Source organism: Thalassospira sp. GB04J01 (assembly GCF_000751115.1).
Taxonomy (GTDB): domain Bacteria; phylum Pseudomonadota; class Alphaproteobacteria; order Rhodospirillales; family Thalassospiraceae; genus Thalassospira; species Thalassospira lucentensis.
In genome coordinates this window covers 382,047-394,956 of the sequence record NZ_CCDX020000012.1, presented here as the reverse complement: position 1 = coordinate 394,956, position 12,910 = coordinate 382,047, and the positions used below count along the sequence as shown (strand labels likewise).

The following is a 12,910-nucleotide window of genomic DNA, read 5'->3' as shown; positions in this document are numbered from 1 at the left end:
GGAGTCAAGCGCTATTGGGCGCAAAAGCGCAGAACATCGCGCTTTTTGAGTCAATTACGCCCCAATCAGTGATTCTGCCAGCCCAACCGGGTGTTTAACCCGCAGTATGAGAAGGCTCAATCGCGTGATTGTCAATCAAACGGGCCTTGCCAAGACGGGCGGCAACGAAGACTCGCGCCGGTTTGGTGACGGTTTGCGTGACAAGGTCAAGTGTCTGCGCATCGCGGATTTCAAGATAGTCAATCGGATCAAAACCCGCCGACAGAATATCTTCGCGTCCCTTGGCCAAAAGCGGGCCAATGTCGGCGCCGGAGGCCGCCGCATCGGTGATAGAGGCAAGAACCCGGTTCAGTGTCGGGGCAATCGCGCGTTCATCGGGTGTCAGGTATCGGTTGCGCGATGACATGGCCAAGCCGTCTTTTTCGCGCAGGATTTTTGCACCTATGATCTCGACCGGGATGTTGAGGTCGGCGCTAAACCGGCGAATGACCATCAGTTGCTGATAGTCCTTCTGGCCGAAAATTGCGCAATCAGGCAAGGCTTGCAGCAAAAGCTTGGTGACGATCTGGGCAACCCCGTCAAAGTGGCCCGGACGTGCCGCACCACATAAAACGTTGGTCATGCCACCATCGACATGGACCTTGGTGGCAAAGCCGTCAGGGTACATTTCATCAACCGAGGGCGCAAAACACAAGGCGACCCCGGCTCCATCAAGCAATTTCTGATCGTCAGGAAGAGTGCGTGGATAGGCACCGAAATCCTCGTCCGGGGAAAACTGGGTTGGATTGACAAAGATGCTGACGATCACGCGGTCAGCGTGTTCAAGGGCCAGTTTCGTCAGGCTGATATGGCCGTCATGAAGCGCGCCCATGGTCGGGACCAAGGCAACACGAAGACCTTCGGCGCGCCAACTGGCGACAGTCGCGCGCAGATCAGCGACAGTGTGAACAGTCGTAAGGGACATCTTTATCGTCGAACCGAAAATTTCCAGAAATTGCGGCGGTCATATGAGCAGGTTTAACCCTTAAACCGCGCGCAAGTTACCTTTTTTCGCAATGCCAAAGCAATGTTCATCCGACGGGAATTTCCGGGTGCGGACTTCCTCGGCATATTTGCCAACCGCCTCGGACACGGAATCCCCAAGGTTGGCATAGCGTTTGACGAATTTCGGGGTGAAATCGGAAAACAGGCCAAGGATATCTTCGGTCACCAAAACCTGACCGTCACAGGCAACGGATGCCCCAATGCCGATGGTCGGGATATCGATGGTTTCGGTGATCTGGCGTGCGACGCCTTCGACCGTGCCTTCGACGACGACGCAAAAGGCACCGGCCTTGGCAACAGCCTTGGCGTCGGTGATCATTTTCTGGGCGGCATCGTCGCCGCGTCCCTGGCTTTTAAACCCGCCCATGGTGTTGACCTGTTGGGGCATCAGGCCGATATGGGCCATGACAGGAACGCCGCGCGCATTAAGAAACTCGATGGTTTCAGCCATTTCAGCCCCACCTTCAAGCTTCACCGCAGCACAGCCGGTTTCGGCCAGAATATGGGATGCGGTCTGGAACGCCTGTTCCTTGGAACCCTGATAGCTGCCAAAGGGCAGATCAACAACAACGCAGGCGTTTTGTGATCCGCGCATAACGGCTTTGCCATGGTTGACCATCATGTCGACGGTGACGGCAAGCGTACTTTCCATGCCATAAACAACCATGCCCAGTGAATCGCCAACCAAAAGCAGGTCGCAATGTTCATCAAGGCGTTGAGCCATCGGTGTTGTATAGGCCGTCAGGCAGACAATCGGTTCAAGGCCCTTGCGGGCACGGAGTTGTGGAACGGAAACCCGCCCCGTCTTTTTGCTGGTGGCACTCATGACGTTTCTCCCCCGGTCCTACCGGAATTTGCTGCCCGATCTATGTCAGGCGAGGGGTCATGTTTACAATATGATGACCATTTGCGGGAAATGTTTTTTCGCAATCGCGAAATAAGCAATTCGGCCAATAGCTTGCAATTAAGCGATGTTTGTTCGTGCTTTCCGAAGGTTATTGACCGATTTGGACAAATTGCGTTGCAAGCGCACAGTAAAATTACAGACCTTCGGCAAGATCTTCGAGCATCTCGCGACCGACGGCTTCAATATGGCGGTTGTCTTTTAGTGAAATCGTGGCTTCCTTGCGCAGCTGGGTCAGGGTGCGCGACACGGTTTCAATGGTCAGGCCAAGATAATCGGCAATGTCTGAACGGCTCATGGGGACGCTGATCATGTCGCTGTCTTCGCCGCGATGTTCCTGACGGCGTGCCAGCATCAACAGGAAGGATGCCACTTTTTCCTTGGCGGTTTTACGGCCGAGCAAAAGCATCTGGTCCTGTGCGGCCGCAAGTTCATCGACAGCCATTCCCAGCATGCGTTTTTCAAGTTGCGGGAAGTTATCAAACAGTTTTTCAAGCTTTTGACGCGGAAAACGGCACGCGGTTACCGGCTCAACCGCCTCAGCGGTGTATCGGTAATTTGTATTGAGAGCCAGACCCAGAAAATCACCGGCGAACAGAAAGCCGGTGATCTGACGGCGGCCATCGCCAAGAAGCTTGTACAGTTTTACCGAACCCGACGTGATGTTGAACACATAGTCGGCGTCTTCGGCTTCGTGGAAGATAGTGTTATGTCCGTCAAACTGAACATGGGTCAGAATTTGGCGCAAATGGTCGTGCTCAGCACCATGTAATGACGAGCAGAACGTCAGGTCCTTAATAGAACAGGCTTCGCAAAGTTGGGGGCGGACTGCCATCGCAAACTCCGTTGCTCGTAATGCATGACGTTCAGGCTATGACAATCTATGCGATTAGGCAGGTATGTTTCAAGCTATTCTAACTATCATCTTGTGTGAATTGATCACGGTTCTTTTTGGGTGGGGTTTCATCGTCATCATCAAAGAGGATGCGATTGGCGGCCCCTTCCATATCGTCGAACTGCCCGGATTTAAGCGCCCATAGAAACGCCCCCAAGCCAAGCAAGCCAAGAAACAGTGCAATCGGGATCAGCAGTAAAAGGTTGCTCATGTGATTGGGGCTCCGGCGTGTTGAGGGGCAGGCGAGGTTTGCGGGTAAGACGGATTGAGGGTTTGTTTGCCATTTGCGTGCAGGCGCAAGGCATTGGCAATCACCACCAACGAAGACGACGACATGGCAATTGCCGCAATCAACGGTGTGACCAATCCCGATACCGCAAGCGGGATGGTGATCAGGTTATAGGTAAAGGAGATGGCGAAATTTTGCCGGACAAGCCGGTCGGCCTTACGCGCGATATCATGGGCTTCGATCACTGCGCTAAGACGGTCGCCCTGAAAAACAATGTCGGCTGCATTCTGACTAATTTCGGCCGCACTGGCGGGAGACATTGATGCGTGGGCTGCCGCCAAGGCCGGGGCATCATTGATGCCGTCACCGACCATCAGATCAAACATACCCTCATCCCGTCGTTTTTGAATATGGGCGGCCTTGTCGGTTGGTGTCAGGCGGGCACGCCATTTGGTAATGCCAAGTCGTTCGGCAAATTGTCGCACCGTTTGTTCGCGGTCGCCGGAAAGAAGGCTGATGTCAAACCCGTCGTTGCGCAGATGTTCGATGACCTCGCTGGCATCAGCACGCGGGGTATCGCGAAAGACAAAGCGGATCGGGGATTGGCCCGGTTGCGTCATCCAGATTTCAGGCCCGTAAATGTCGCTGGGAAGATCGGCCTGTTCGGCGACATCGCAAAAGAACCGACTACCAAGGCGAATTTCACCGGCAAGTGTTTCAACCATCAGGCCCAGCCCCGGCTTTTCAACCACATTTTTCAGTGGTGAAACATCACCGACCGCGCGCACCAGCGCACGGGATAACGGGTGGTTGCTGTTGGCAGCAATTTGGGCGGCAAGGGCCAATGCATCCGGATCAGCCGGACCATATAGTTCGGGTTTGCCGGTGGTCAGTGTGCCGGTTTTATCGAAAATCACCCCGGTAATTTTTGTCAGCCGTTCCAGTGCGGTTGCTGATTTGACAAGAATGCCGGCACGGAGCAAACGGCCCGTGGCAATGACTTGGACCACGGGGACGGCCAAGGCCAGTGCGCAGGGGCAGGTGATGATCAAAACCGCAATGGCATTCATCAGCGCGTCATTCCACGGAACGCCGCCCACAAGCCACCAGCCAACAAAGGTGAGGAGCGACAATAGATGGACCACCGGGGCATAGGCCTTGGCCACCCGGTCGGCAATCGCGACGTATTTTGCCCGGCCCTGTTCGGCATTTTCCATCAGACGGACAATTTCAGACAGAAGCGTGCTATTGCCTGTTGCCGTTACACGGATGCGTAAAGGGGCGGATATATTGGTTGTTCCTGCGAAAACCGTTGCGCCAGGCTTGATTTGGGCAGGGATGCTTTCACCGGTAATCACACTGGTGTCGACATCTGACTGGCCGTCGGATACTTCGCCGTCAATGCCAATGCGTTCGCCTGCCGCGACCAGAACGGTCATGCCGGGTTTTGCTTTTTCGGGCGAAACAAGGCGTCTGGTGCCGTTATCTTCAATGATTGTGATTGAGCGCGCGCCAAGGGATAAAAGATGTTCGGCAGCGGATCTGGCCTGCCCGCGGGCACGGCCATCAAGGTAACGCCCGATCAACAAAAAGAACAAAAGTGTAATGGCCGAATCATAATAGGCGTGTGGTGCGCTTTGGATGGTTTGTGCCAAGCTCATGCCCAAGGCAAGGATCACGCCGAGACTGATTGGCACATCCATATTGACCTGACGATGGCGGAGGGCACCCAAGGCCGACCGATAAAACGGCATCCCGGCATAGATCGCAGCAGGCACGGCAATCAGGGCGGAAATCCAATGAAACAGATCACGGGTTGCCCCGCCCATGCCTTGAAAATATCCCGCCCAGACAGACACAGACAGCAACATGACGTTGCTGGCGGCAAAACCGGCAACTGCGAGACAGCGCAGCAGTTCTTTGTTGCGCGACTGGGTGGCCTGTTCAAGGGCGGCCGGGTCAAATGGAATAACCCGGTAGCCCATTTGAAGAACAGGACGCAGCAAGCCATCGACATCTTCAATCTTGCCCGTCCAAGACAGGCGCAACCGGCGTGTGGTCATATTGACCCGTGCCGCCACGACGGAAGCATTTCGTTGTAAAAGGGTTTCAATCAACCAGACGCAGGCGGCACAATGAATGCCATCCACCATCAGATGCAGGTGATGCGTGCCGTTGGCATCCGTGCTGGCAAGGTCGGTGAAATCGAAATGGCTGAAATCCTCTTCATCCGGGCGAAGGGCCCTGACTTTGGGATCAATCGCGCGACGTTTGTAATAGGACGACAGGCCCAGCTCACCCAAAAGCGCGTAGGCACCTTCACAGCCCGTGCAGCAAAAATCTGGTGCGGCAGGGGACATGGATGTGACGCGTTCGCCGCAATGGCGACAGGTGGCAGATTGGTTCATGGCTGTACGACGACATACTCGACCGTTTGGTAATCATCTCCCATGGCGTGTGCGATGGTACGCAATTGCCAGCGGCCATAAACCGGGAAATTGGCACTGGCGCGATATTCGCCCGGCGCGATTTCGACCATCGGTACGGTCTGATCAAGGTCGTCGCGGTCTGAACGGTTCAGCACGACAGACATTTTCGCCCCGGTAATCGGATTGGAGTCGCGATCACGAAACAGTACGGAAATGGTCGCGTTTTGGTTTATGACGCCTGCAACCGATAGCTTGCTGCGCCAGCCAAGTTCTTGTTGTCGGGCCGCACCGGACATGGCGGCATTGTAATTATTGCCCTCTTCAAAGGCGTGTTTGGTGACAAGCCCGTTCCAGCTGGTCATGGAAAAGGTAATAAGCGAGATATTGGCAATCAGCATGACAGCGAAACCGCCAACAAAGTACCACGGAATCCAGCGGTCCGATTTGCGCGGGCCGTTTGTGTTTGTCGATTGTGAGGTCATCTGTGTTGCCATGGGTTTATCTCCTGTGCCCAAGAACGCGGTGTGTCACTAATGCGCGGTCTTCGGGCCGGCAAATACTGTATCATAGGTTATGGAATTGGCATCTTTTCGGTCGGTGACTTTGAATTCAAACGGGGTTGCATCACCGTCCAGGCTGTCGGGGGCGGCGGAAATAAAGACGCGGAAACTACCCACCCGATCAGGTGCTACATCAAGATCAAAACTACCGTCCTGATTGGGTTCAAGTCCGATGACCTGCATTTGTGTCGGGGTGATGCCCGTGACCGTCAGTGCATAGGTTTTTGTCGCCTGTTCCTTGTTCAGGACCTTGATCGTGTAACCGTTGCGTACATCCCCGTCCGACAGACGGACAAACAGCGGGTTGCGATCGCGCAAGACATTCAGCTCAAGGACAGAACGGTTGAGCAAACCAAACATCATCACCGATGCGACAAGGGTCAGAATGACGGCATAGAAAATCGTGCGGGGGCGAACAATACGTGTATGGGTGGCTTTGCCCGTGGCGCGAAGCTGGGTGTTTTGGATCGAGTCAAACCGGACCAGATCGCGCGGGAAGCCGACCTTGTCCATCATCTCGTTACAGGCATCAATGCACAGGCCACAACCAATGCATTCCATCTGCAGACCATCGCGGATGTCAATCCCGGTCGGGCAGACATTGACACAGGCATGACAATCAATGCAGTGCCCGGTTTCGGGGACTTCGCCGCGCACAAGGTTTTTGCGCTTGATCGGGCCGCGTGTTTCGCCGCGCCAGTCTTCGTAGGTGACGATCAGGCTTTCATCATCAAGCATCGCAGACTGGAACCGTGGCCACGGGCACATATAGGTGCAGACCTGCTCGCGACCCCATCCGGCGAGAAGATAGGTTGAAAAAGTCAGTGATGCGATGGTGACATAAACCGCAAGAGACGCATTGCCGGTGAATACATCGACGATAACCGTTGGCGCATCGTTGAAATACAACACAAACGCGCCGCCGGTTGCCATGGCAATGCCGACCCAGGCCAAATGCGTGGCGCCGATCTTCCAGATTTTTTCCAATGTCCATTTTGATTTATCAAGACGCACACGCGCATTGCGGTCGCCTTGGATATGGCGTTCGACCAGCATGAAAAGATCGGTCCACACTGTTTGCGGGCAGCCATAGCCGCACCAGATGCGACCAAACAGTGACGTTGCCAAAAACAGTCCGATGGCGGCCAGGATCAAAAGCCCGGTTATGTAATAGACTTCCTGGGGCCAGATTTCGATAAAGAAGAAATAAGCGCGCCCCATATCCATATCGATCAAAACCACCTGATCGGGGGCGGTTGGCCCGCGATCCCAGCGTAGCCACGGTACAACCCAATAGATTGCCAAAAGGGCAATCAGGGCAAACCATTTGAGGTTTCGAAAATACCCGGAAACACGTTTGGGGTAGACCTTGTCGCGGGTTTTATAAAGCGGTTGGTCACGATCATCTTCACCATCGGCGGCGATCGTGTTGGGGTCGGGATGCTGCAAATCGGACATGGCCATGTTCGCTACCTGAATTTTACGCCGCACAACTTCGACAGCTCTCTGTGGTGGAACCACCAGCCGGGTTCTGCGGCGGCGCTGCCATAACATTTGATGTGTCTGACAGCTTTGTGGGGCAGGCTCGAATTATTCAAATCTTAGACTGAAAGTACAAAAAGCCCGCCGCTGTCACCATGATGCATGTCAATTGCTGACAGGATCATTTACGTGACGGGGCGACGGGCTTTCTATTTGCTTGGGCCTTACTGACCACCCCCAAGGGAGTGGACATAAACGGTCAGCATTTTGATGGTTTCTTCGTCCAGTCGGTCGCCCCAGGCAGGCATCACACCGCGCCTGGAATTTGTCACGGTGTCGGTCAATGTTGCCTGATCGCCGCCATATAGCCAGATGGCGTCGGTCAGATTTGGTGCGCCGAGTTCCTGAATGCCTTTGCCGTTGTCGCCATGACAGGCAGCACAGTTTTCTTCAAAAACAATCGCGCCACGCTGGGCAGCATCCCCGTCGGTTGCCCGATTGGAATAGCCCATGACAAACTGCACGACATCGCTGATGTCTTCGCGTTCAAGCAACCCATCACGACCAAAGGCAGGCATGTCGTTAAGGCGGGTATCTTCGTTTGCATCCCAGCGAATGCCGACATGAAGCGTTTCATTGATCGCATCAAGCGAACCACCCCAAAGCCATGCATCATCCTGAAGCGACGGGAAACCGGGATTACCCGATCCACCGGTGCCATGACAGGGCGCACAGTTATCAGCAAAGATCGCCTTGCCCCCGGCCATCGAGAAATTCAGAAGTTCCGGATCGTTGACAACTTCACTGACATCAAGTGCAGCCAGACGTTCCATGTAAGGGGCGCGTTCGGCAGCAACATTGGCCATGGTTTCGTGCAGTTGGGTGCGGTTGGTCGTGCCAAACGTCCCCTTGAGATAGTCGGTCGCGGTTGGCCATGATGGGTAAACAACCCAATAGCCAACAGACCAGATGATGGTGACCCAGAAAACGTAAACCCACCAGGATGGCAGGGGCGTATTCAGCTCCTTGATGCCATCCCATTCGTGGCCGGTTGTTTCACGCCCGGATACTTGGTCTTTTTCGACGTTTGTCGGCATTGCTCTGTTCTCCCCTTAATCCTGATCCCGCAAGGGAATCTGGGCATGCGCTTCCATGTCTTTGTTGCGTTTTTTGCTTGGCCACATGACCCAGGCAATAATCGCGCTAAACAGCAGCATCAGCCACAAACCCCAGAGAGGGCGGAAAAAGTCAGCAAGTTGCGTAAAGAATTCCATGACTTTCCCTCCTCCTAGCGCAGGTTCATTTGCGGGTTGTAAGTGGTAAAGTCGACCATCCGGCCCAACACTTGCAGATACGCAATCAGCGCATCCATCTCGGTCAGTTTTTGCGGATTGCCGTCAAAATCACCCGTCGCCGCCTTCGGATAGCGTGCAAGGAAATCGTCGTCATAGGCGGCGTCCTCGCTTGCTTGCAGGTAAAGGTCTGCCTTGGCGGCCTCGATCATCTCGTCGGTATAGGGAACCCCAACCATTTTGAGCGTTTCGAGGTGCGCCTTGGCGTCATCGAATTCCAAAGCACGGTTCGCAAGGAACGGGTAGCCCGGCATGATCGATTCAGGAACCACAGAACGCGGATCGGTCATATGGGCGACATGCCAGGCATTGGAATATTTCGCACCGACACGTGCCAGATCGGGACCGGTTCGTTTTGACCCCCACTGGAACGGATGGTCATACATCGATTCAGCCGCAAGGCTGTAATGGCCATAGCGTTCGACCTCGTCACGGAACGGACGGATCTGCTGGGAATGGCAATTGTAGCATCCTTCGCGGAGATAGATGTTGCGACCCGCCTGTTCGAGTGGCGAATAGGGTCGCACCCCTTCGACCTTTTCAATGGTCTGTTCCATCGTAAACAGCGGCACAATTTCGACAATGCCGCCAATGATGATGGTCAGGAAAATGCCAAGGATCAGAACGAAGACGTTCTTTTCAACAATATGGTGTTTTTTAAGAAGCATGTTTCGTCCCCCTTATTCGGCCGCAACGGTTGCGGGTGTGCCAATCGGTGCTTCGTTGCGCAGATCGCCACGGATCGTTTTGTAAACGTTCCAGACCATCAGGAACGAGCCGAGCAGGAACAGCAGCCCACCGGTTGCACGAATGATGTAATAGGGATGCATTGCCTCGACCGTTTCGATGAAGGAATACTGAAGGAAACCAAGTTCATCGTAGGCACGCCACATCAGACCCTGCATGATCCCCGATACCCACATCGAGGTGATGTAAAGAACGATGCCAATGGTGCCGAGCCAGAAGTGATGCGACACAAGACGCATGGAGTAAAGGCGTTCACGGTTCCAAAGGACCGGGATCAGATGGTAGATCGCCCCGAAGGATACGAATGCGACCCAGCCAAGTGCGCCGGAATGCACGTGACCAATGGTCCAGTCGGTATAATGCGAAAGACCGTTAACCGCCTTGATCGACATGACCGGACCTTCGAAGGTCGACATGCCATAGAAACCAACAGCTGCCACCATGAACCGCAAGACCGGATCAGTGCGCAGTTTGTCCCAAGCCCCAGACAGGGTCATCAACCCGTTGATCATCCCGCCCCAGGACGGCATCCACAGCATGATCGAGAAGGTCATGCCAAGGGTCTGCGCCCAGTCAGGAAGGGCGGTGTAATGCAAGTGATGCGGACCAGCCCAGATATAGAGGAAGATCAGCGCCCAGAAGTGAATGATCGACAGACGGTATGAATAGACCGGACGTTCGGCACGTTTGGGGATGAAGTAATACATCATGCCAAGGAAGCCAGCCGTCAGGAAGAAACCAACCGCGTTATGGCCGTACCACCACTGGGTCAGTGCATCCTGAACGCCAGAGAACATCGAATAGGATTTGGTGCCAAACAGCGAAACCGGGATTGCAAGGTTGTTGCCCAGATGGAGCATCGCAATCGTGACGATGAACGCCAGATAGAACCAGTTCGCGACATAAATATGCGGCTCGCGACGTTTGAGAAGCGTGCCGACAAACACAGCCAGATAGCACACCCAAACTATGGTCAGCCAAAGATCGACAAACCATTCTGGTTCAGCATATTCACGACCCTGAGTAACGCCCGTGACATAGCCGATTGCAGCCATGACGATAAAAAGCTGATATCCCCAGAATACAAATGCCGGAAGCGCCTTTCCGCCATAAAGCGAGGCGCGGCAGGTCCGCTGCACCACATAGAATGACGTCGCCAACAGCGCATTGCCGCCAAAGGCAAAAATCACCGCAGACGTGTGCAACGGGCGCAAACGCCCGAAGTTGAGATATTCTATATCGAAGTTAAGGGCCGGAAACGCCAATTGCCAGGCGAGAACATCGCCCACCAAAAAACCAATCACACCCCAAAATACGGTCGCCAGTGCGCCCCAGCGCACAACGTCCATATTGTAATTAACAGCAACAGATGATGGTGCTGTCTGTGCCATGCTCCCCTGGCTCATGCTCGACTCCCGTTCAAGGTATTCGGGGAACTGGTCAACCCTTGGCTGGCCGGTTCCAATCTGTCCCGGTGAACGGCATGCTGCTTACAAGCTGCCATTCCCCTGCACCAAAAGCCCCACCCATACGGTGTCGTCCCGGATGGGCGACATCGTCACAGGCGAGGTTTTCTTAAGTCTTGAGCGATTATGCGGGATTGTGATGGTCACGCCATTGATGTGCATCAATGAGTGCGCGTAAAACCTTCCTGCTACTCAATCATAAGAAAATATGGGCCTGCATATTTAAGGACTCTTCAGTGCTGAGAGTGTTTATGCGCGGTTGGCCGGGCAAAGGTGTTGATGCACATCAAGGTTGGGCCGAATTATTTGCGCCATGATCGGGAAAATTCCCAAGGATTAGGGCCATGGCAGCAACATATTACGCACGTCCCCTTACATCGCACACAGCCGACATGACGTATCCGCTGGTGCAGATGTTGCAGGCTGATCTGACGTTTGATCGGTGGTGTGAATTCGTCGCCGAATGTTGTTCACCCACGTCCGAGATCGTGCCCGGCGAGGGATGCGAAGACATTCTTTGGCTGCGGTCGCGCGGTATTATCGTGGTTGCTAACGAGCGTGGGTATATCCACGGGCTGTTTTCCTATCAGGTGCATGATGACATGGCCGATGGTCGTGTTCTTCATCTTGATAATGTGATGACGGTGGAAATTGTTTCGCGGCCCTATGTGCTTGATGCCATGCGCGAAGCCATGACCCGGCTGGCGGGAGAACATCAATGTGGGAATGTTTATGTCTCGCTTGGTGAAATGGACCAACGCCAACGCGATTATTTCAAGGCGGCCGGTTTCACACCGCGCAAAGTACGCTATTGCGCACCAGCGACACCTTTCAAGCCTGCAATCTCAGCCTGACCAACAGGTGGGGCGCTTATATGTCGTGATAAGCCGCATGTGGACGCAGGGTGAAATCATGATTATAAGGCAGGTATGAATGGTATTCCTTTTGTCAAAATGCATGGTCTTGGAAATGATTTCGTTGTCTTTGACGGACGACGTGATCCCGCTGTGCTTGATCTTGATCACGCAACCGCTGCCCGTATCGCGGATCGTAAAACCGGTGTCGGCTGTGATCAGTTGATTGTCATTGAGCCCGCCCGTGACGAGTTGGCCGATGCGTTCATGCGCATCCGTAACAATGATGGTGGCGAGGTCGAGGCCTGTGGCAATGCGGCGCGCTGTGTCGCCAATATTGTGATGGGTGAACTTGGCCGCAAAGACGTGATCATCGAAACCGTGGTTGGGTTGCTCGATGCCAATGGTTTGGCAGATGGGCAGATCACGGTTGATATGGGACAGGTCAAACTGGACTGGCGCGATATTCCGCTGGGCAGTGCGGTTGATAGCAACCATATTCCGCTGTCGCTGGGGCCGCTTTCGGACCCGGTTGGGGTAAATGTTGGTAATCCGCACGCTGTTTTCTTTGTCGATGATGCCGAGGCGGTTGATATTGAAAAGCTTGGTCCGGTTCTTGAGCATCATGAAATGTTCCCGGAACGGGCCAACATCGAAGTATGCAGCATCATTGGTGAAAACCAGTTGCGCATGCGGGTATGGGAACGTGGTGTCGGTGTGACACGCGCCTGCGGCACAGGTGCCTGTGCCGCCGGTGTTGCTGCGGCACGCCGTGGACTGACCGGGCGCAAAACCGAAATCATTCTGGATGGCGGCAATTTAACCATCGAATGGCTGCCCGATGATCATGTTTTGATGACCGGGCCGGTTGCGACCAGTTTTTCGGGCTTTGTACATGCGTCGCTTTTGGCCCATCACTGATCAGGTTTCGATAACCGGTCCACACGA

The 12,910-nt window shown here is 54.3% G+C and carries 13 protein-coding genes; 2 read left to right on the top strand and 11 right to left on the bottom strand.

The window, feature by feature from the left end; all coding sequences use genetic code 11:
- Positions 1-94: 94 nt before the first annotated feature.
- The 11 genes from panC to ccoN all read right to left on the bottom strand — a co-directional run bounded on the left by panC (position 95) and on the right by ccoN (position 11,033).
- Entirely contained in the window at positions 95-964 is an 870-nt protein-coding gene (gene panC / locus AMM48_RS13090) for a pantoate--beta-alanine ligase (RefSeq protein ID WP_102784395.1), read from the bottom strand.
- A gap of 60 nt (positions 965-1,024) precedes the next feature.
- A complete protein-coding gene (gene panB / locus AMM48_RS13085; protein WP_022731648.1) occupies positions 1,025-1,870 on the bottom strand; it encodes a 3-methyl-2-oxobutanoate hydroxymethyltransferase in 846 nt (281 codons plus the stop codon).
- Between the two features lie 214 nt (positions 1,871-2,084).
- Positions 2,085-2,783, bottom strand: coding sequence for a cyclic nucleotide-binding domain-containing protein (locus tag AMM48_RS13080; RefSeq protein WP_102784394.1), 699 nt, complete (start codon positions 2,781-2,783; stop codon positions 2,085-2,087).
- Positions 2,784-2,862: 79 nt separating this feature from the next.
- Positions 2,863-3,054, bottom strand: a complete 192-nt coding sequence (gene ccoS / locus AMM48_RS13075) for a cbb3-type cytochrome oxidase assembly protein CcoS (RefSeq protein ID WP_102784393.1) — start codon at positions 3,052-3,054, stop codon at positions 2,863-2,865.
- Positions 3,051-5,480: a heavy metal translocating P-type ATPase metal-binding domain-containing protein gene (locus AMM48_RS13070; RefSeq protein WP_102784392.1), complete on the bottom strand. Its 2,430-nt coding sequence runs from the start codon at positions 5,478-5,480 to the stop codon at positions 3,051-3,053. The genes ccoS and AMM48_RS13070 overlap by 4 nt, the downstream gene beginning before the upstream one ends.
- Positions 5,477-5,995 (bottom strand): FixH family protein, encoded by a 519-nt coding sequence (locus tag AMM48_RS13065; protein WP_022731644.1) that lies wholly within the window; start codon positions 5,993-5,995, stop codon positions 5,477-5,479. The genes AMM48_RS13070 and AMM48_RS13065 overlap by 4 nt, the downstream gene beginning before the upstream one ends.
- Positions 5,996-6,031: 36 nt before the next feature.
- Positions 6,032-7,525, bottom strand: a complete 1,494-nt coding sequence (gene ccoG, locus AMM48_RS13060; RefSeq protein ID WP_102784391.1) for a cytochrome c oxidase accessory protein CcoG — start codon at positions 7,523-7,525, stop codon at positions 6,032-6,034.
- 242 nt (positions 7,526-7,767) lie between these two features.
- Positions 7,768-8,640, bottom strand: coding sequence for a cytochrome-c oxidase, cbb3-type subunit III (gene ccoP, locus AMM48_RS13055; RefSeq protein ID WP_101303099.1), 873 nt, complete (start codon positions 8,638-8,640; stop codon positions 7,768-7,770).
- Between the two features lie 15 nt (positions 8,641-8,655).
- Entirely contained in the window at positions 8,656-8,817 is a 162-nt protein-coding gene (locus tag AMM48_RS13050; protein ID WP_022731641.1) for a cbb3-type cytochrome c oxidase subunit 3, read from the bottom strand.
- Positions 8,818-8,831: 14 nt separating this feature from the next.
- Positions 8,832-9,563, bottom strand: a complete 732-nt coding sequence (gene ccoO / locus AMM48_RS13045; RefSeq protein ID WP_022731640.1) for a cytochrome-c oxidase, cbb3-type subunit II — start codon at positions 9,561-9,563, stop codon at positions 8,832-8,834.
- A gap of 12 nt (positions 9,564-9,575) precedes the next feature.
- On the bottom strand, positions 9,576-11,033 hold the full coding sequence (gene ccoN / locus AMM48_RS13040; protein WP_022731639.1) for a cytochrome-c oxidase, cbb3-type subunit I: 1,458 nt from the start codon (positions 11,031-11,033) through the stop codon (positions 9,576-9,578).
- A 419-nt stretch (positions 11,034-11,452) separates the two neighbouring features.
- Between ccoN and AMM48_RS13035 the strand changes: the two genes are divergently transcribed.
- Both AMM48_RS13035 and dapF read left to right on the top strand, forming a co-directional pair.
- On the top strand, positions 11,453-11,962 hold the full coding sequence (locus AMM48_RS13035; protein ID WP_244271225.1) for a hypothetical protein: 510 nt from the start codon (positions 11,453-11,455) through the stop codon (positions 11,960-11,962).
- 75 nt (positions 11,963-12,037) lie between these two features.
- Positions 12,038-12,883 (top strand): diaminopimelate epimerase, encoded by an 846-nt coding sequence (gene dapF, locus AMM48_RS13030; protein WP_102784390.1) that lies wholly within the window; start codon positions 12,038-12,040, stop codon positions 12,881-12,883.
- Positions 12,884-12,910 lie beyond the last annotated feature (27 nt).